The sequence below is a fragment of the Streptomyces sp. 130 genome, from assembly GCF_007096885.1.
In the GTDB taxonomy this organism is placed as follows: domain Bacteria; phylum Actinomycetota; class Actinomycetes; order Streptomycetales; family Streptomycetaceae; genus Streptomyces.
Window position 1 is genome coordinate 34,071 of the sequence record NZ_VJNO01000028.1, and the last position, 18,451, is coordinate 52,521.

Sequence of the window (18,451 nt, forward strand, 5' to 3'; positions counted from 1 at the left end):
GAGGAGACGGGAAATATGTCTGCCTGTGTACCCACTCGCCACGAACACTCGTCCCGCAGTTCGCGCCCCTCCCGGTCCTCGGGAGTCAAGCGACCACACAGCCCGCCCCCACCGCCGTCCGGCGGACAGTTCCGCATCTCGGGCGCCGATGTGTCCGCGTCCATCACTGTCTTTCTGCTCGCCATCCCCATGTCGCTCGGCCTCGCTGTCGCCATGGGAGCCCCTCTGGAGGCCGGCCTCATCTCCGCTGCGGTCGGCGGCATCGTCGCCGGACTGCTCGGCGGCACTCCCCTACAGGTCTCCGGCCCGTCCGCCGGACTGACCGTGGTCACCGCCGAGACAATCCAGATCTACGGATGGCGCACCACCTGCGCCATCACGATCGGGGCGGGCCTGCTTCAGCTCGCGCTCGGTTCGTTGCGGGCGGCCCGCAGCGCACTCGCCGTCAGCCCCGCCATCGTTCACGGCACGCTCGCCGGCATCGGCGTGGCCATCGCGCTCGCTCAGCTGCACATCGTTCTGGGCGGTTCACCGCAGAGCTCGGCCATCTCCAACGTGCTGCATCTCCCCGACCAGCTGGCACGTGTCAGCCCCGCCGCCCCATTGATCGGCGCGCTCACCGTGGCCGTCCTCGTCGTGTGGCCGCTGCTGCCCGGAAGTGCCGGGCGGTTCCTGCGTCGGGTTCCGGCGGCCCTGGCCTCCGTGGGCCTGGCCACGGCCGTGGCCGCGTGGGCGGCACCGTCGATCGCCCGGGTCGATCTGCCCTCCTGGCGTTCGCACGCCATGCCGGAAATGCCCCAGGGGCCGGTGCTCGGCCTGGCCACAGCCGTGTTCACGATGATGCTGGTGGCCAGCCTGGAGTCGCTGCTCGCCGCTGTCGCCGTGGACAAGCTGGCCGCCGACCGGAGCCGTGCGCACTCGGCACATTCCCCCGCGAAGTCCGAAGAGCGACAGGGCGACGAGACGGACGGGACGCGCGAGAACGGCGACCGCCCGGACTCTCGCGGCAAACCCGCCGCCCACGCCGGCCCGGACGACATCAAGCGGCCCGCGCCACCCCTGGTCAAACGCGCCGACCTCGACCGGGAGCTACGCGCTCAAGGCGTCGCCAACGCGGTGTCCGGTCTGCTGGGAGGACTCGCGGTTTCCGGTGGAGCCGTGCGCAGTTCCGCGAACGTGAGAGCCGGGGCGACGGGTCGCGCGTCCACCGTGCTGCACGGCGTTTGGATTCTGGTCGCATCCGGCCTTCTCGTCACCTTGCTGGAGCGCATCCCGCTGGCCGCGCTGGGGGCGCTGGTGATGATGGTCGGCCTCAAGATGGTGAGCCTTGCGCATATCCGCAATGTGCATAAGCACCGCGAGTTCCTGGTGTACGGCGCGACCATCGCCGGGGTCCTGGTCGTCGGCGTCCTCAAGGGCGTGGCCATCGGCATCGCCGTAGCGGTGGCCGTCGCCCTGCACCGGCTGGGCCGGACCCGGATCTCGGTCTCCGAACAGCACGGGCAACACCTCGTGGTCGTACGGGGTCAGTTGACCTTCCTGGCCGTCCCACGTCTCAGCCGGGTACTGGGGCGGCTTCCCCAGGATGCCGATGTGATCGTGGAGCTGGACGGCTCGTTCATGGATCACGCCGCATACGAGACGATCCAGGACTGGAGCAACGCCCATACGGCCCATGGCGGCCAGGTGGCATTCGCCGGGAGGTGGGGCGGCAGGATCGCCGAGCCCGCCGCGGCAGCGCACTCCTGCTGCCGGCCGTGGACCCCGTGGCGCAACCACCACTGCCACAACCAGCCCGAGCACGCGCCTCCCGCAGCGACCGACAGCGGCGCGGGTGCCGCCGCGGCCGAGGCACCGCAGCACACGGCAGGCGCGCCCGACACAGTCCACCCGCCGGGAACCGCCCACACCGCCGGCACCGCGGCAGCCGCGGCCACGCGGATCGCCACCACCGTCAGCCCGGCCCCGAGCGGCCCTGCCCCCGCCTCCGCCTCACCTCACACCGGCCCTGGCACCGGCACCGGCACCGGCACCGGCCCCGCCACTCCGCCCGAACCCGTCCCGCCCCTCCCCCAGCACCCATCCCCCTCGCGGACCCAGCCCCTCGCGCCCGTCACCCTCACGGCCTCTTCCGCCCAGGCACCCCCCACCCGGCACGCGGAGCACCTCGCTCAAGCCGCCTCCGCCCAGCAGCGCGCGTCCGCCGGCCGTCCCTCGCGCGCAGCCCGCGATCACCGACTGGTCAGAGGCCTCAGCTCGTTCCAACGGGATACGGCGCCCCTGGTCCGGGGCGAGCTGGCACGACTCGCCAGGGAGGGCCAACGCCCCTCGCAGCTCTTCATCACCTGCGCGGACTCGCGCCTGGTGACGAGCATGATCACGGCCAGCGGCCCGGGCGACCTGTTCACCGTGCGGAACATCGGCAACCTGGTGCCTCCTCCCGACGCCGAGGAGGGCGACCACTCGGTGGGAGCCGCGATCGAGTACGCGGTGGACGTGCTCGGCATCGAGTCCATCACCGTCTGCGGCCACTCGGACTGCGGCGCCATGAACGCGCTGCTGGGCGCCGCCCCGGAAACCCCGGACACGTCGCTGTGGCGCTGGCTCCGGCATGGGCTTCCCAGCCTCGCCCGGGCGGCCTCGGCCGACGACACGCCGGTCCGTCTCTCCGGGCGGTTGCCGGCCGACGCGGTGGAGCGACTCTGCCTCACCAACGTGCTCCAGCAGCTCGACCACCTGAGGGCCCACCCCTCGGTGGCGCGCCGGATCGCCGACGGCGCCCTGCAGCTCCACGGCATGTACTTCCACGTGGCCGAGGCCCAGTCGTATCTGCTGGACGAGGGCGCGAGCGCGGAGAACGACACGGCCGAGGTGTTCGAGCCGATCACGGCTGAGCACCCGGCGGAGCCGGCACGTACCGGCATCTGAACCGCAGGCACCTCTGAATCGCAGGCACCTCTGAACCGCAGGCACCTCGGATCCGTAGGACCCAGTGATCCCGCTTCCGTGCCGGAAGCGCCCACACCGATGGTGTGCTCCACCATGCCGCCTCGGCGTGGAGGCGGGATCATGCCTCTATACACGAGACACAGGTCTAAACCAATTCCCGGCAGACACTTGTCACCCGGCCTCGGGACTGATGAGCTATGCCCCGGGACACAACGGACACCCTGGGACTGGGAGAAGTCGTGAGCAACGAGAGCCTTGCCAACCTGCTTCGGGAAGAGCGGAAGTTCGCTCCGCCTGCCGAGCTGGCCGCCAACGCCAACGTCACCGCAGAGGCGTACGAGCAGGCCGAAGCGGACCGGCTGGGCTTCTGGGCCGAGCAGGCCCGCCGCCTGACCTGGGCCACCGAGCCGACCGAGACCCTCGACTGGAGCAACCCGCCCTTCGCGAAGTGGTTCGCGGACGGCGAGCTCAACGTCGCGTACAACTGCGTCGACCGTCACGTCGAGGCGGGCAACGGCGACCGGGTCGCCATCCACTTCGAGGGCGAGCCCGGCGACAGCCGCGCCATCACCTACGCGGAGCTGAAGGACGAGGTCTCCCGCGCCGCCAACGCGCTCATCGAGCTCGGTGTCGGCAAGGGCGACCGGGTCGCCGTCTACCTCCCGATGATCCCCGAGGCCGCGGTCGCGATGCTGGCCTGCGCCCGCATCGGTGCCGCGCACTCGGTCGTCTTCGGCGGCTTCTCCGCCGACGCCATCGCCGCCCGCATCGAGGACGCGGACGCGAAGGTCGTCATCACGGCCGACGGCGGGTACCGCCGCGGCAAGCCCTCCGCGCTCAAGCCCGCGGTCGACGACGCCGTCTCCCGTATCGACAGCGTGGAACACGTCCTGGTGGTCCGTCGTACGGGCCAGGACACCGCGTGGACCGAGGGCCGCGACGTCTGGTGGCACGAGATCACGGGCCGCCAGTCCGCCGAGCACACGCCCGAGGCGTTCGAGGCGGAGCAGCCGCTCTTCATCCTGTACACCTCGGGCACGACCGGGAAGCCCAAGGGCATCCTGCACACCTCCGGGGGCTACCTCACCCAGGCGGCGTACACCCACCACGCGGTCTTCGACCTGAAGCCTGCGAGCGATGTCTACTGGTGCACCGCCGACATCGGCTGGGTGACCGGACACTCCTACATCGTCTACGGACCTCTGGCCAACGGCGCCACGCAGGTGATGTACGAGGGCACGCCCGACACCCCGCACCAGGGCCGCTTCTGGGAGATCGTCCAGAAGTACGGGGTCACGATCCTCTACACCGCGCCGACCGCGATCCGTACGTTCATGAAGTGGGGGGACGACATCCCCGCCAAGTTCGACCTGTCGTCCCTGCGCGTCCTCGGTTCGGTCGGCGAGCCGATCAACCCCGAGGCGTGGGTGTGGTACCGCAAGCACATCGGTGCCGACAAGTGCCCGATCGTGGACACCTGGTGGCAGACCGAGACCGGCACGATGATGATCTCGCCGCTGCCCGGTGTCACCGAGACCAAGCCGGGCAGCGCCCAGCGCGCCCTGCCCGGCATCTCCGCGACCGTCGTGGACGACGAGGCCAACGAGGTCCCGAACGGCGGAGGCGGCTACCTGGTCCTCACCGAGCCGTGGCCGTCGATGCTCCGCACCATCTGGCGCGACGACCAGCGGTTCCTCGACACCTACTGGTCGCGCTTCGAGGGCAAGTACTTCGCCGGCGACGGTGCCAAGAAGGACGAGGACGGCGACATCTGGCTGCTCGGCCGGGTGGACGACGTCATGCTGGTGTCGGGGCACAACATCTCGACCACCGAGGTCGAGTCGGCTCTCGTCTCGCACCCGTCGGTCGCCGAGGCCGCCGTGGTCGGCGCCGCCGACGAGACGACCGGCCAGGCCATCGTCGCCTTCGTCATCCTCCGGGGCACCGCGACCGCCTCCGACGAGTTGGTGGCGGAACTGCGCAACCACGTCGGGTCGACCCTCGGCCCGATCGCCAAGCCGAAGCGCATCATGCCGGTGGCCGAGCTGCCGAAGACCCGTTCCGGCAAGATCATGCGCCGCCTGCTGCGCGACGTGGCGGAGAACAGGGCCCTGGGCGATGTCACGACCCTGACCGACTCCTCGGTCATGGACCTGATCCAGAGCCAGCTGCCCTCGGCTCCCTCCGAGGACTGACGCTGTCGCACGAGTCGCACGATCCGAAGGGCATCCGGCAGCGCGCCGGGTGCCCTTCGGGCCCTTACGGTGAGATCACCGCTCCCAAGCACCCTTACCGCCGCACCCCACGGGTACAGTGGCAGCCGATCGAGAACAAGATAAGAAAATCTCCACAGGGGTGCCGGGAAGTCTGGTCGGCAAGTGCATCAGCCATGCCATCGCTGCCGTACCGACCCGGAGGTCTCCCCCCGTGGCCACACCCACCCCCGCGCCCACCGGCCCGCGCCGCACCTTCCTGGGACGGCTGCCGCTCCCCGAGCGCAACTACGTCGCCGACGCCCTGCGCACGGAGACCGTCGGGGGCGTCATCCTGCTGGTCGCCGCCGTGGCCGCGCTGGTGTGGGCGAACACCGCCGGTTCGAGCTATTCGGCCGTCAGCCACTTCCACATCGGGCCCGAAACCCTCGGCCTGCACCTTTCCGTGGAGCACTGGGCCGCCGACGGGCTGCTCGCGGTCTTCTTCTTCGTCGCGGGCGTCGAGCTCAAACGCGAACTCGTGGCGGGAGAACTGCGCGATCCGAAGGCCGCGGCGCTCCCCGTGGCCGCCGCGCTGTGCGGCATGGCGGCCCCGGCGGTCGTCTACACCCTGGTGAACGTGTTCGGCGACGGCTCGAAGGACGGCTGGGCGGTTCCCACCGCCACGGACATCGCCTTCGCACTCGCCGTCCTCGCCGTCATCGGTGCCTCGCTGCCCGCCGCGCTCCGGGCCTTCCTGCTCACGCTCGCCGTCGTGGACGACCTCTTCGCGATCCTCATCATCGCCATCTTCTTCACCGACGACATCGACTTTCTCGCGCTCGGTGGCGCCTTCCTCGGCCTGGGCCTCTTCTATCTGCTGCTCCGCCTCGGCGTGCGCGGCTGGTACGTCTACGTGCCGCTCGCCCTGGTCATCTGGGGGCTGATGTACAACAGCGGCATCCACGCCACCATCGCCGGTGTCGCCATGGGCCTGATGCTGCGCTGCAGCCGCCGCGAGGGCGAGGAGCACTCCCCCGGTGAGCGCATCGAGCACCTGGTGCACCCGCTGTCGGCGGGTTTCGCCGTACCGGTCTTCGCGCTGTTCTCCGCGGGCGTCTCCCTCTCCGGCGGCGCGGTGGCATCCGTGTTCGACCGACCGGAAACCCTCGGGGTGGTCCTGGGCCTCGTCGCCGGCAAGACGATCGGGGTCTTCGGCGGTACGTGGCTGACCACCCGGCTGACCAGGGCCGAGCTGAACAAGGACCTGGCCTGGGCGGACGTCTTCGCGATCGCCACCCTCGCCGGCATCGGCTTCACCGTGTCCCTGCTCATCGGGGAGCTCGCGTTCGCCGGTGACGACGACATGATCAACGAGATCAAGGCGTCGGTTCTGCTCGGTTCCCTCATCGCCGCCGTACTCTCCGGTGTACTGCTCAAACTGCGGGTACGCAGATACAGGGCACTGTCCGACGCCGAGGAACTCGACGAGGACGGTTCCGGTGTGCCGGACGTCTACGAGCAGGACGATCCGGCGTACCACCTGAGGATGGCCGCGATCTACGAGGAGAAGGCGGCCGAGCACCGCCGCCTTGCCCGACTGGCGGGGGCAGCGAGCGACAGGCCGGACAGTCCGGCATGATCTGACATCGGACGTGTTGAACAGGAGAGGGAGTCAGGGATGAGCGACCCCGGCAATTACGCGGGCGGCGCCGACCGCAGTCTCGGCCAGCTGGTCGCGTCGGCGACGGCCGAACTGTCGGCGCTGGTACACGACGAAATCGCCCTGGCCAAGGCCGAGGTACGGCAGGACGTCAAGCGCGGCGTCATCGGCAGCGTGGCCTTCATCGTCACCGGCGTGCTGATCCTGTTCGCGATCCCGGTGCTGAGCTTCGCGGCCGCGTACGGCATCCACAACCTGGGTCTGGGCCTCGCCTGGTCGTTCCTGATCGTGGGCAGCGCGTTCATCCTTCTGGGCGTCCTGCTCGCGCTCTTCGGCTACGCGAAGTTCAAGAAGGTCAAGCCGCCGGAGAAGTCCATCGCCTCCGCCAAGCAGACCGCCGCCGTCCTTCAGGGCGTCAAGCCGCACCCGCGCCCCGAGACCGCGGCCGACGCGATCCTCCCGGTGGGCGGCAGCACCCGCTCCGACCGGGCCATCGAAAGCGCACCGGTCCAGGACGAGGCGTCGGCTGTGGCACGCTCGTCCGCATGAGCGCTCCCGCACCGGACGGCGGCCCCGTCCGCCTCGACGGCCCCTGGACCCACCGGGACGTCGCGGCGAACGGCGCCCGCTTCCACATCGCCGAAATGGGCGAAGGGCCACTGGTCCTCCTGCTGCACGGCTTCCCGCAGTTCTGGTGGACCTGGCGCCACCAGCTCCCTGCGCTCGCCGAGGCCGGCTTCCGTGCCGTGGCGATGGACCTGCGCGGGGTGGGCGGCAGCGACCGAACCCCGCGCGGTTACGATCCCGCCAACCTGGCGCTCGACATCACGGGCGTGGTCAGGTCCCTCGGCGAGCCGGACGCCGCACTCGTCGGCCACGACATGGGCGGCTACCTGGCCTGGACCGCCGCCGTGATGCGCCCGAAGCTGGTGCGTCGGCTGGTCGTCTCCTCGATGCCCCACCCGCGGCGGTGGCGTTCCTCGATGCTCTCCGACTTCGCGCAGACCCGGGCCGGCTCGTACGTCTGGGGCTTCCAGCGGCCCTGGGTGCCGGAGCGTCAGCTCGTGGCCGACGACGCCGCCCTGGTGGGGCGGCTGATCAGCGACTGGGCGGGGCCGGGCAGAACGGAATTCCCCGACGAGGCGGCCCTGGACGTCTACCGGCGGGCCATGACGATTCCCTCGACGGCCCACTGCTCGATCGAGCCGTACCGCTGGATGGTGCGCTCGCTGGCGCGCCCGGACGGCATCCAGTTCAACCGCCGCATGAAGCGCCCCGTTCGGGTGCCGACGCTGCACCTCCACGGTTCACTCGATCCGGCGGTCCGCACCCGTAGCTCGGCCGGGTCCGGCGAGTACGTCGAGGCGCCCTACCGTTGGCGACTTTTCGACGGTCTGGGTCACTTCCCCCACGAGGAGGACCCGGCGGGGTTCTCGGCCGAACTCATCAACTGGCTCAAGGATTCCGAGCCGGATCGCTAGCCGCTCCGGCACACATGTCCTACGAAAGGCCACGTGCCCGGCGCATAAGCCAATTGGCTGACGGATGGGCGGTTACGGACCATGAGGCACGGGCAGACGTCCGGGTATGGGCTGGACGCACGACTTCGGTGACGCAGCACGCAACCGTCGCTCGACCGCCACGGCGGTTCCGGGCATTCACGAGGGGGACGGCCTTCCGGGCCGGGTGCACGCTTTGCACGTCATGCATGATCCTCGGCTCGGCATCTCACGCATCCTCCGCCGCAGGGCCCGCTGGGTCTCGGCGCGGCTGCGCCATCCCCGCAGCTGACACGCCGGCGGTCCCGCACGGGCCGTCCGGAGACCTTCAGAGCGCGCATCCCTGGCTGTCGACCTGCTGGTTGGCCGCACGGCCCTGCGCGATGTCGTCGCGGATCTCGTCCGCCGTCAGCGCGTAGCCCGTGTCCGGGTCGTCGAGCGACTTCGCGAACACGACCCCGTACACCTTGCCCTCGGGGGTGAGCAGCGGGCCTCCGGAGTTGCCCTGGCGGACCGTGGTGTAGAGCGAGTACACATCCCGGCGGACCGTGCCCCGGTGGTAGATGTCGGGGCCGTTGGCGTCGATACGGGCCCGTACGCGCGCGGAGCGCACGTCGTACGAGCCGTTCTCCGGGAAGCCCGCGACGATGGCGCTGTCGCCCGTCTCCGCATCGCTGTCGGGACCGGTGAACTGCAAGGGCTTCACATCGAGGTCCGGAACGTCGAGTACGGCGATGTCGCGCTGCCAGTCGTAGAGGACGACCTTCGCGTCGTACAGGCGTCCCTGGCCGCCGATCTGCACGGTCGGCTCGTCGACGCCGCCGACGACGTGGGCGTTGGTCATCACCCGGCGGTCGGAGAAGACGAACCCGGTGCCCTCGAGGACCTTGCCGCAGCTCGGGGCCGTGCCCACGACCTTGACGATGGACTGCTTGGCGCGCGCGGCGACGGGGCTGCCGACCAGCGCCGGGTCGGGGGCCCTGACCTCGGTGATCGGTTCGTTGGCGAACGGGCTGAAGACCTGGGGGAAGCCGTTCTGCGCGAGGACCGAGGAGAAGTCCGTGAACCACGTGGACGCCTGCGGCGGCATCACCCGGGAGACGCCCAGCAGGACCGAGGAGTTGCGGACCTCCTTGCCCAGTGTCGGCAGCGAGGTGCCCGCCAGGGCCGAGCCGATCAGCCAGGCGACCAGGAGCATCGCCACCACGTTGACCAGGGCGCCGCCGGTCGCGTCCAGGGCGCGTGCGGGCGACCACGTGATGTGCCGGCGGAGTTTGTTTCCCAGATGGGTGGTGAACGCCTGGCCGACCGACGCGCACACGATCACGATGACGACCGCGACGACGGCGGCGGTGGATGAGACCTCCGAACCGTCCGTCATCCGATCCCAGAGGACCGGCAGAAGGTAAACGGCGACGAGACCGCCGCCCAGGAACCCGATCACCGACAGAATGCCGACGACGAACCCCTGGCGGTAGCCGATGACCGCGAACCACACGGCTCCGGCCAGCAGCAGGATGTCCAGCACGTTCACCGTCTATAGCCTCGCAGATTCGTCACCGGGCCCGTACGTCTCCGCGGTCCGGGCGGTCCCGGATCGGCGGAGCACGGAGGTCAGCCTGTCATGCGCGCCAGTCGAGCGGCACCTGTCTGGCTCTGTCCCACGGGCGTTCCCAGCCCGCGAAGTGCATAATCCGGTCGATCACGCCGGCCGTGAACCCCCAGACGAGTGTCGATTCGACCAGGAACGCCGGTCCCCGGTGGCCGCTGGGGTGGACGGCCGTCGCCCGGTTGGCCGGGTCCGTGAGATCCGCCACCGGGACCGTGAAGACCCGCGCCGTCTCGCCCGGGTCGACCACACCGACCGGGCTGGGCGTCCGCCACCAGCCGAGGACCGGCGTCACCACGAAGCTGCTCACGGGGATGTAGAGACGGGGCAGCACACCGAAGATCTGCACCCCGCGCGGATCGAGGCCGGTCTCCTCCTCGGCCTCGCGCAGAGCCGCCCTGAGCGGTCCGGTCGTCGCCTCGTCGCCGTCCTCCGGGTCGAGCGAGCCGCCCGGGAACGAGGGCTGGCCGGGATGGGAGCGCAGGCTCCCGGCACGCTCCATCAGGAGCAGCTCGGGGCCGCGCGCGCCCTCGCCGAACAGGACGAGCACGGCCGACTGGCGTCCCGCCCCGTTCTCCGGCGGCAGGAAGCGGCTGAGCTGCTGCGGCCGCACCGTACGCGCGGCACGGACGACGGGGTCGAGCCAGTCGGGCAGGCCCTCCTCCGAAACCATGACCGCGGGGCCGTCCGCCCCACCGTGCTCCGTGCCGGTCTCATGCGTCTTCATAGGCACCCCTCCGTCTCACAACGCCCGTCGTCCCGCGATTCGTTCCGCAGCGGCGGTCCGCGTCAGTCGGCGCCCAGGGGAGGTGCCGGGCTTCCCGGGTAATCCGGCGGCGGGTTCAGCCGCTGGCCCGGCCGGCCGCCCAGCTCGTACTTCAGCAGCTTGCGGGCCTTGTCCGGGTCCGTCTCGCCCTCACCGTACGACGGGCACAGCGGGGCGATCGGGCAGGCGCCGCAGGCGGGCTTGCGGGCATGGCAGACACGGCGTCCGTGAAAAATGACGCGGTGCGAGAGCATGGTCCACTCGCTCTTGGGGAAGATCGCCGCGATCTCCGCCTCGACCTTCTCCGGGTCCTCCTGCTCGGTCCACTTCCACCGCCGGACCAAGCGCCCGAAGTGGGTGTCCACGGTGATTCCAGGCACTCCGAAGGCATTGCCCAACACGACATTGGCCGTCTTGCGGCCGACCCCCGGCAGCTTGACGAGATCCGCGAGCCTCCCCGGCACCTCCCCGCCGAAGTCGTCGCGGAGCGCGGCGGACAGGCCGAGGAGAGACCTCGCCTTGGCCCGGAAGAAGCCCGTCGGCCGGATGAGCTCTTCCAGCTCCTCCGGAACGGCGGCGGCCATGTCCTCGGGGGTCGGGTAGGCGGCGAAGAGGGCGGGCGTGGTCTGGTTGACCCTCAGGTCGGTGGTCTGGGCGGAGAGAACCGTGGCCACGAGCAGTTCGAACGGATTCCGGAAGTCCAGCTCCGGATGGGCGTACGGGTAGACCTCGGCGAGTTCGCGGTTGATCCGGCGGGCCCGGCGGACCATGGCCAGATGCGATTCCGGCCGGCCCGGCCGCTTCTTCGGCCCGGCGGTTTCGGACGCCCCGGCCTCCTCGGGCTTCGCCCGCCTGGCCGAGCCGGGGCCGGCGGACCGGCTCTTCGTCTGCCCGGAGCTGCTTTCCGCCGTTTTCCTCAGATTCCTCCCCTTGCCAGCACCCTGTTCGCCCACAGCGGAATCACGGCCCTGCGACACCCCATCAACCCCCTTGGCCTGCGCTCTCACCGGCAATTCGGACACCCGGCCAGCCTAGAGCCCGGCACTGACATCCGCCCCGGTCACGGGTGATCCGCCCCCAATCGGCCCCCTGCCGTACCCCTCGGCACGCGCGTGCGTCAAACTGGTTTGTGATTGATCGCACTGTTTTACCGTCCGGCATGATGGGGACCACGGTTCCCTGAACAGGCCGACAAGGAGAGAACTCGTGGACGACGTTCTGCGGCGCGCCCCGCTTTTCGCGGCGCTCGATGACGAGCAGGCCGCGGAGCTCCGCGCCTCGATGAGTGAGGTGACCCTCGCGCGCGGTGACGCGCTGTTCCACGAGGGTGACCCGGGCGACCGCCTCTACGTGGTCACCGAGGGCAAGGTGAAGCTCCACCGCACCTCCCCCGACGGTCGCGAGAACATGCTGGCGGTCCTCGGCCCCGGCGAGCTGATCGGTGAGCTCTCGCTGTTCGACCCGGGCCCGCGCACCGCCACCGCCACCGCACTGACCGAGGTCAAGCTCCTCGGCCTCGGCCACGGCGACCTCCAGCCCTGGCTCAACGCGCGCCCCGAGGTGGCCACGGCACTCCTGCGCGCCGTCGCCCGGCGCCTGCGCAAGACCAACGACCAGATGTCCGACCTGGTCTTCTCCGATGTGCCCGGCCGCGTCGCCCGCGCCCTCCTGGACCTGTCGCGCCGCTTCGGCGTCCAGTCCGAGGAAGGCATCCACGTGGTGCACGACCTGACGCAGGAGGAGCTGGCCCAGCTGGTCGGCGCGTCCCGCGAGACGGTCAACAAGGCCCTCGCCGACTTCGCCGGCCGCGGCTGGCTCCGGCTGGAGGCCCGCGCGGTGATCCTCCTGGACGTGGAGCGGCTGGCCAAGCGGTCGCGCTGACCCGTCGCGTCGTGGGGGGCCCCACCGGCATCGGCGGGGCCCCTCACGCATGTCAGATCAGCCCGTGCTCGGCCAGGTAGTCCAGCTGCGCCCGCACCGACAGCTCCGCCGCCGGCCACAGCGAACGGTCCACGTCCGCGTAGACATGGGCCACCACCTCGGACGAGGTCCGGTGGCCCGATTCCACCGCGGTCTCCACCTGGGCCAGCCGGTGCGCGCGGTGGGCCAGATAGAACTCGACCGCCCCCTGCGCGTCGTCCAGCACGGGTCCGTGGCCGGGCAGCACCGTGTGGACCCCGTCGTCCACCGTCAGCGAGCGCAGCCGCCGCAGGGAGTCGAGGTAGTCCCCGAGCCGCCCGTCCGGGTGCGCCACCAGCGTCGTCCCGCGTCCGAGGATCGTGTCCCCGGTCAGCACCGCCTGGTCGGCGGGCAGGTGGAACGACAGCGAGTCCGCCGTGTGGCCCGGCGTCGGCACCACGTACATTTCGAGGCCGCCGGTGGTGATCACGTCGCCGGTGCCCAGGCCCTCGTCACCGAGCCTCAGCTCCGGGTCGAGCGCGCGCACCTTGGTCCGGGTCAGCTCCGCGAAGCGCGCCGCGCCCTCCGCGTGGTCGGGGTGGCCGTGGGTGAGGAGCGTCAGCGCGACCCGGCGGCCCGCGCGCTCGACGGTGTCGATGACGGCCCTCAGGTGGCCGTCGTCCAGCGGGCCCGGGTCGATGACCACCGCCAGGTCCGAGTCCGGCTCGGCGACGACCCAGGTGTTGGTCCCGTCCAGCGTCATCGCCGAGGGGTTGGGCGCCAGGACATTGACCGTACGGGCCGTGGCGGGACCGGACAGCACACCGCCGCGCGGCTGTCCGGGCAGCGCCGCCGCGTCGCTCATGCCGTGCCGCCTTCCGCGCCGGGCGCACTCGCGACACCGGAGGCCTCCCCGCCGGATCTCACCCCGGCGGGTGTTTCGTCCGTCGCGGCGGTGGAAACGTGCTTGGTGAATTCCTCGTGCCCCGGCCAGCTCAGCACCAGCTCGTCCCCGTCCAGACGCGCCTGCGCCAGTACGGGGGTGAGGTCCTGGTCCGGCGCCGCCTCCAGCGCCTGCGCGGCGGTGGCGTACGGCCGCAGCGTCCGCAGCGTCGCCACGGTCGGCGGCATCATCAGCAGCTCGCCCCGGTCGTATCCGTCGGCCGCGTCGCCCGGCGTGATCCACACCGTGCGGTCGGCCTCCGTCGAGGCGTTCCGGGTGCGCTGGCCCTCGGGGAGCGCGGCGACGAAGAACCACGTGTCGTAGCGGCGCGGCTCGAACTCCGGCGTGATCCAGCGCGCCCACGCGCCGAGCAGGTCCGAGCGCAGCACCAGCCCACGCCCCTCCAGGAACGCGGCGAACGACAGCTCCCGGGCGACCAGCGCCGCGCGATCGGCCTCCCAGTCGTCACCGGTGGTGTCGGTGACGACGGTCTCCGGTGTCGGACCGGCCAGCAGGACCCCGGCCTCCTCGTACGTCTCGCGCACCGCGGCGCACACGATCGCCTGCGCCTCGGCCGGCGTGCCGACTCCCAGCCGGTGCGCCCAGGTCTCCAGCGCGGGCCCGGCCCAGCGGACGAGCCGGTCGTCGTCGCGCGGGTCGACGCCGCCACCCGGATAGGCGTACGCGCCTCCGGCGAAGGCCATCGAGGTGCGCCGGCGCAGCATGTGGACGGCGGGCGCGCCCCCGGTGTCGGTGGCGTCGTCCCGGAGCAGCATCACGGTGGCGGCCCGCCGGGGCTCGGCGGCCGTCAGCTCGCCTGCGGCGAGGGCCCTGATCCGGCCGGGCCATTCCGGGGGGTACCACTGACCATTGGACATGGCCGGAGGCTATCCGGAACCGCGTCGATGTTCGAGGGGTCCCCGAATCCGTGTATGGCGTGTACACACAAGATCCCGCCCGGGCCACACGGCCGGACGGGATCAGGGGAGGGAGACGGTACGGGTCAGGCTCCGGTCAGCTCGACCTGGATCTCGACCTCTACCGGGGCGTCCAGCGGCAGCACGGCGACACCCACGGCGCTGCGGGCGTGCACGCCCTTGTCCCCGAGGACCTCGCCCAGCAGCTCGCTCGCGCCGTTGATCACACCGGGCTGACCGGTGAAGTCGGTGGCCGAGGCGACGAAGCCGACGACCTTCACGACCCGCGCGATCCGGTCCAGGTCGCCCACGACCGACTTCACGGCGGCGAGGGCGTTCAGCGCGCAGGTCTTCGCCAGCTCCTTGGCCTCGTCGGGCGTGACCTCGGCGCCGACCTTGCCGGTCACCGCCAGCTTGCCGTCGACCATGGGCAGCTGGCCGGACGTGTACACGTACACCCCGGACTGCACGGCCGGCTGGTACGCGGCCAGCGGGGGCACCACGGCCGGCAGCGGCAGTCCGAGCTCGGCCAGCTTCGCCTCGACGGTGCCCGCCACTACTGCTTCTCCCGCTTCAGGTACGCCACGAGCTGCTCGGGGTTGTTCGGGCCGGGAACGACCTGGACCAGCTCCCAGCCGTCCTCGCCCCAGGTGTCCAGAATCTGCTTGGTCGCGTGCACGAGAAGGGGCACGGTCGCGTATTCCCACTTGGTCATGGCCCGACTGTAATGCCTGCGCAATCCAGGGCACGCGCAGCCTCGTGCGTAGCCTGCGGTGCGACTGGTTAGGCTCGAATACGTGAGCAGGTTCCAGGTCGTCAGCGGCAAGGGCGGTACCGGTAAGACCACGGTCGCCGCCGCCCTCGCGCTCGCCCTCGCGGCCGAGGGCAGGCGCACCCTCCTCGTGGAGGTCGAGGGCAGGCAGGGCATCGCCCAGCTCTTCGAGGCGGACCCCCTCCCCTACGAGGAGCGCAGGATCGCCGTCGCTCCGGGCGGCGGCGAGGTCTACGCGCTCGCGATTGACGCGGAGCTGGCGCTCCTCGACTACCTCCAGATGTTCTACAAGCTCGGCAGCGCGGGCCGGGCGCTCAAGAAGCTCGGCGCGATCGACTTCGCCACCACCGTCGCGCCCGGTGTGCGGGACGTCCTGCTGACGGGCAAGGCGTGCGAGGCGGTCCGCCGAAAGGACCGGCAGAACCGGTTCGTCTACGACTACGTGGTCATGGACGCCCCGCCGACCGGCCGCATCACCCGCTTCCTCAACGTGAACGACGAGGTGGCCGGGCTCGCCCGGATCGGCCCGATACACAATCAGGCACAGGCCGTGATGCGGGTGCTGAAGTCCCCGGAGACCGCGGTGCATCTGGTGACGCTGCTGGAGGAGATGCCGGTCCAGGAGACCGCGGACGGCATCGCGGAGCTTCGCGCCGCCGAGCTGCCGGTGGGCCGGGTCATCGTGAACATGGTGCGCCCGCAGCTGCTGGACGGGGACGCGCTGGGCGCCGCGGTGGGCGGACGGCGCAAGGAGATCGCCAAGACGCTGACGCGGGCGGGCGTGACCGGCGCGGCGGGGCTCGTACGCCCGCTGGTCGAGCAGGCCGCCGAGCACACCCAGCGGGTCGCGCTGGAGCGGGAGCAGCGCACCGTGCTGGCCGGGCTCGGTCTGCCGGGGTGCGAACTGCCGCTGATCGGCGAGGGGGTGGACCGGGCGGGGCTCGACCACCTGGCGGCCACGCTGCGCGCTCAGGGCGTGGGCGAAACGGGATCCGGACGAGGGGCGGGTGCATGACAGCGCGCACGAAGGCGGACGAGGACGCCCGGGCCGGCGCGTCCGCTCCCGTACCGGCTCTGGACACCGACGCCCTGATCGACGATCCGGGCATCCGGATCATCGTCTGCTGCGGTTCCGGCGGCGTCGGCAAGACGACCACCGCCGCGGCCCTCGGGGTGCGGGCGGCGGAGCGCGGCCGCAAGGCCGTCGTCCTCACCATCGACCCGGCCCGCAGACTCGCCCAGTCCATGGGCATCGACTCGCTCGACAACGTCCCGCGCCGGGTGAAGGGCATCGAGGGCTCCGGTGAGCTGCACGCCATGATGCTCGACATGAAGCGCACCTTCGACGAGATCGTCGAGGCGCACGCGGACGCCGAGCGGGCCCGCGCGATCCTGGAGAACCCCTTCTACCAGTCGCTGTCGGCCGGCTTCGCGGGCACGCAGGAATACATGGCGATGGAGAAGCTGGGGCAGCTCCGGGCGCGGGACGAGTGGGACCTGATCGTCGTGGACACTCCGCCGTCGCGGTCCGCGCTGGACTTCCTGGACGCCCCGAAGCGTTTGGGGTCGTTCCTGGACGGGAAGTTCATCAAGCTGCTGATGGCCCCGGCGAAGATGGGCGGCCGGGCGGGGATGAAGTTCCTCAACGTGGGCATGTCGATGATGACCGGGACGCTGGGCAAGCTGCTGGGCGGTCAGTTCCTGCGTGACGTACAGACGTTCGTCGCGGCGATGGACACCATGTTCGGCGGTTTCCGTACCCGGGCGGACGCCACGTACAAACTTCTTCAGGCACCCGGTACGGCGTTCCTCGTCGTCGCGACGCCGGAGCGGGACGCCCTGCGCGAGGCGGCGTACTTCGTGGAACGGCTGGGCGCGGAGGCCATGCCGCTCGCGGGGCTGGTGCTCAACCGGGTCCACGACAGCGATGCGGCGCGACTCTCCGCCGGGCAGGCGCTCGCCGCCGCGGAGAAGCTTGACGCAGAAAATCTTGAAACCGGCGGCATTGTCGATCAGGCGGCAGGGAAAGCTGGACTTGGTGAGCCCGCCGACTCCCCCACGGCCGGGCACGCACGCGCCACGGACCCAGGGCCCCGGCCCGACAGCACGGCAGCCGTCACCACCGAAGAACTGACCGCGGGCCTGCTCCGTCTGCATGCGGAGCGGATGCAGGTGGTCGCGCGCGAACAGGACACACGCGACCGCTTCACCGCGCTGCACCCCGAGGTGGCCGTGACCGCCGTGGCCGCGCTGCCCGGAGACGTCCATGACCTCTCGGGCCTGCGAGCCATCGGAGACCGCCTCGCGACCGGTTCAGCACCGGCCGGAGCCGCCTAGCCCCTCGTGCCACGTAAGCCTTACAACGTACGGACCGCCAGGACTAGCCGACGGCGGCGAACGTCTCGTGCAGTTCCTCGCCGTCCTCCAGCCCGATCGCCACGGGCAGGAGGCCCGAGGAGCGCTCGTATTCGCTCCGGGCCGTCTCCAGCAGCCGGCGCCATGACGTCACCGTCGGCCGCCTGCGCAGCAGCGCGCGGCGCTCCCGCTCGGTCATCCCGCCCCACACGCCGAATTCGACGCGATTGTCCAGCGCGTCGGCCAGGCACTCGGTCCGCACCGGGCATCCGGTGCACACCGCCTTGGCCCTGTTCTGCGCTGCCCCTTGTACGAACAGTTCATCCGGATCAGTAGTGCGGCAGGCTGCCTGCGCACTCCAGTCGGTTACCCAGCCCATCCCGGCGCCGTCCTCTCCCGAATCGAGGCTCCCCCACGGCGGCAGCGGCATATTCACCGCTGCCAGTTGAGGACGTTACGGAAGGTGGCGACAGCACAACACCCCCTTCGGGCCCAATCTTGAATGGCCCGAACGGACTATGCGTAAACGGCAGATCACCCAGGGGAGTGAGGTGAGGACATGCGGGACCATCCTGTCAAAATCAGGACAGTCTGCCAGAACCACATCGGACATTCGGTGACACACGGGGCGAATTCGGGAGCGCCGGATGTGTGGCCTGATCGTGCACGGGGGTTGATGCGGAACCGGACTGCTGTGACAGTTGAGAGCAGCTTAGGCCAAGGCATATCCGTGTGTCCGGCGAATGGGAACGTAGCCGCCTCGCGCCGCCATGCCACCAGGTCCAGCAGCCGCTGTGCGGCAACCACGCCGGATTGAAATGTCACGGTCCGGTACGCGAACGCTCCGAGGGGCCCCCGGTCCTACGGAACGCTCATATCTACGGATT

General features: G+C 70.8%; 17 protein-coding genes. 9 read left to right on the top strand and 8 right to left on the bottom strand.

The features are described from left to right. The first annotated feature begins 15 nt into the window (after window positions 1-15). From FKN01_RS22375 to FKN01_RS33320, 6 genes are all read left to right on the top strand, one after another. The gene (locus FKN01_RS22375) at window positions 16-2,928 is read left to right on the top strand and encodes a bifunctional SulP family inorganic anion transporter/carbonic anhydrase (protein ID WP_260696982.1); all 2,913 of its coding nucleotides are present in this window, start codon (window positions 16-18) and stop codon (window positions 2,926-2,928) included. 218 nt (window positions 2,929-3,146) lie between these two features. After that, window positions 3,147-5,144, top strand: coding sequence for an acetate--CoA ligase (acs, locus tag FKN01_RS22380; RefSeq protein ID WP_143623383.1), 1,998 nt, complete (start codon window positions 3,147-3,149; stop codon window positions 5,142-5,144). Window positions 5,145-5,376: 232 nt separating this feature from the next. Then, complete coding sequence (gene nhaA, locus FKN01_RS22385) at window positions 5,377-6,783, top strand: Na+/H+ antiporter NhaA (RefSeq protein ID WP_143623385.1); 1,407 nt, start codon at window positions 5,377-5,379, stop codon at window positions 6,781-6,783. A 39-nt stretch (window positions 6,784-6,822) separates the two neighbouring features. Next, the gene (locus FKN01_RS22390; RefSeq protein ID WP_143623387.1) at window positions 6,823-7,353 is read left to right on the top strand and encodes a phage holin family protein; all 531 of its coding nucleotides are present in this window, start codon (window positions 6,823-6,825) and stop codon (window positions 7,351-7,353) included. Then, window positions 7,350-8,285, top strand: coding sequence for an alpha/beta fold hydrolase (locus FKN01_RS22395; protein WP_143623389.1), 936 nt, complete (start codon window positions 7,350-7,352; stop codon window positions 8,283-8,285). Before FKN01_RS22390 ends, FKN01_RS22395 begins: the two co-directional genes overlap by 4 nt. 106 nt (window positions 8,286-8,391) lie before the next feature. Then, a complete protein-coding gene (locus tag FKN01_RS33320) occupies window positions 8,392-8,595 on the top strand; it encodes a hypothetical protein (RefSeq protein WP_143623391.1) in 204 nt (67 codons plus the stop codon). A gap of 36 nt (window positions 8,596-8,631) precedes the next feature. On the opposite strand, the gene FKN01_RS22405 is transcribed toward FKN01_RS33320, so the two are convergent. The 3 genes from FKN01_RS22405 to nth all read right to left on the bottom strand — a co-directional run bounded on the left by FKN01_RS22405 (window position 8,632) and on the right by nth (window position 11,631). Then, window positions 8,632-9,837: a MarP family serine protease gene (locus FKN01_RS22405; protein ID WP_143623393.1), complete on the bottom strand. Its 1,206-nt coding sequence runs from the start codon at window positions 9,835-9,837 to the stop codon at window positions 8,632-8,634. 88 nt (window positions 9,838-9,925) lie between these two features. Next, a complete protein-coding gene (locus FKN01_RS22410) occupies window positions 9,926-10,639 on the bottom strand; it encodes a CoA pyrophosphatase (RefSeq protein ID WP_143623395.1) in 714 nt (237 codons plus the stop codon). 62 nt (window positions 10,640-10,701) lie between these two features. Next, window positions 10,702-11,631 (bottom strand): endonuclease III, encoded by a 930-nt coding sequence (gene nth, locus FKN01_RS22415; RefSeq protein ID WP_143623397.1) that lies wholly within the window; start codon window positions 11,629-11,631, stop codon window positions 10,702-10,704. A 253-nt stretch (window positions 11,632-11,884) separates the two neighbouring features. Between nth and FKN01_RS22420 the strand changes: the two genes are divergently transcribed. Beyond that, the gene (locus FKN01_RS22420) at window positions 11,885-12,559 is read left to right on the top strand and encodes a Crp/Fnr family transcriptional regulator (protein ID WP_014046869.1); all 675 of its coding nucleotides are present in this window, start codon (window positions 11,885-11,887) and stop codon (window positions 12,557-12,559) included. Between the two features lie 52 nt (window positions 12,560-12,611). Here FKN01_RS22420 and FKN01_RS22425 read toward each other — a convergent pair whose 3' ends face one another. The 4 genes from FKN01_RS22425 to FKN01_RS22440 all read right to left on the bottom strand — a co-directional run bounded on the left by FKN01_RS22425 (window position 12,612) and on the right by FKN01_RS22440 (window position 15,152). Beyond that, complete coding sequence (locus FKN01_RS22425; RefSeq protein ID WP_143623399.1) at window positions 12,612-13,442, bottom strand: MBL fold metallo-hydrolase; 831 nt, start codon at window positions 13,440-13,442, stop codon at window positions 12,612-12,614. Beyond that, complete coding sequence (locus tag FKN01_RS22430) at window positions 13,439-14,398, bottom strand: NUDIX hydrolase (protein ID WP_143623400.1); 960 nt, start codon at window positions 14,396-14,398, stop codon at window positions 13,439-13,441. Before FKN01_RS22430 ends, FKN01_RS22425 begins: the two co-directional genes overlap by 4 nt. Window positions 14,399-14,523: 125 nt before the next feature. Beyond that, entirely contained in the window at window positions 14,524-14,994 is a 471-nt protein-coding gene (locus FKN01_RS22435; protein WP_143623402.1) for a RidA family protein, read from the bottom strand. Then, window positions 14,994-15,152, bottom strand: a complete 159-nt coding sequence (locus FKN01_RS22440) for a DUF4177 domain-containing protein (protein ID WP_003991873.1) — start codon at window positions 15,150-15,152, stop codon at window positions 14,994-14,996. Before FKN01_RS22440 ends, FKN01_RS22435 begins: the two co-directional genes overlap by 1 nt. An 82-nt stretch (window positions 15,153-15,234) precedes the next feature. On the opposite strand from FKN01_RS22440, the gene FKN01_RS22445 reads away from it, so the two are divergent. Continuing rightward, a complete protein-coding gene (locus tag FKN01_RS22445; protein ID WP_143623404.1) occupies window positions 15,235-16,224 on the top strand; it encodes an ArsA-related P-loop ATPase in 990 nt (329 codons plus the stop codon). Beyond that, window positions 16,221-17,546 (top strand): ArsA family ATPase, encoded by a 1,326-nt coding sequence (locus FKN01_RS22450; protein ID WP_260696983.1) that lies wholly within the window; start codon window positions 16,221-16,223, stop codon window positions 17,544-17,546. Before FKN01_RS22445 ends, FKN01_RS22450 begins: the two co-directional genes overlap by 4 nt. Window positions 17,547-17,589: 43 nt before the next feature. Here the strand turns inward: FKN01_RS22450 and FKN01_RS22455 are convergent, their stop codons facing one another. Further along, window positions 17,590-17,943, bottom strand: a complete 354-nt coding sequence (locus tag FKN01_RS22455; protein ID WP_185992948.1) for a WhiB family transcriptional regulator — start codon at window positions 17,941-17,943, stop codon at window positions 17,590-17,592. Window positions 17,944-18,451 lie beyond the last annotated feature (508 nt).

Excerpts from the sequence above, each read along its gene's own strand:
- FKN01_RS22375 (WP_260696982.1), top strand. The coding sequence starts at position 16 with ATGTCTGCCTGTGTACCCACTCGCCACGAACACTCGTCCCGCAGTTCG.
- FKN01_RS33320 (WP_143623391.1), top strand. The coding sequence starts at position 8,392 with ATGGGCTGGACGCACGACTTCGGTGACGCAGCACGCAACCGTCGCTCG.
- FKN01_RS22410 (WP_143623395.1), bottom strand. The coding sequence starts at position 10,639 with ATGAAGACGCATGAGACCGGCACGGAGCACGGTGGGGCGGACGGCCCC.
- FKN01_RS22430 (WP_143623400.1), bottom strand. The coding sequence starts at position 14,398 with ATGTCCAATGGTCAGTGGTACCCCCCGGAATGGCCCGGCCGGATCAGG.
- acs (WP_143623383.1), top strand. The coding sequence starts at position 3,147 with ATGCCCCGGGACACAACGGACACCCTGGGACTGGGAGAAGTCGTGAGC.
- FKN01_RS22455 (WP_185992948.1), bottom strand. The coding sequence starts at position 17,943 with ATGGGCTGGGTAACCGACTGGAGTGCGCAGGCAGCCTGCCGCACTACT.
- FKN01_RS22450 (WP_260696983.1), top strand. The coding sequence starts at position 16,221 with ATGACAGCGCGCACGAAGGCGGACGAGGACGCCCGGGCCGGCGCGTCC.
- FKN01_RS22425 (WP_143623399.1), bottom strand. The coding sequence starts at position 13,442 with ATGAGCGACGCGGCGGCGCTGCCCGGACAGCCGCGCGGCGGTGTGCTG.
- FKN01_RS22390 (WP_143623387.1), top strand. The coding sequence starts at position 6,823 with ATGAGCGACCCCGGCAATTACGCGGGCGGCGCCGACCGCAGTCTCGGC.
- FKN01_RS22395 (WP_143623389.1), top strand. The coding sequence starts at position 7,350 with ATGAGCGCTCCCGCACCGGACGGCGGCCCCGTCCGCCTCGACGGCCCC.
- FKN01_RS22440 (WP_003991873.1), bottom strand. The coding sequence starts at position 15,152 with ATGACCAAGTGGGAATACGCGACCGTGCCCCTTCTCGTGCACGCGACC.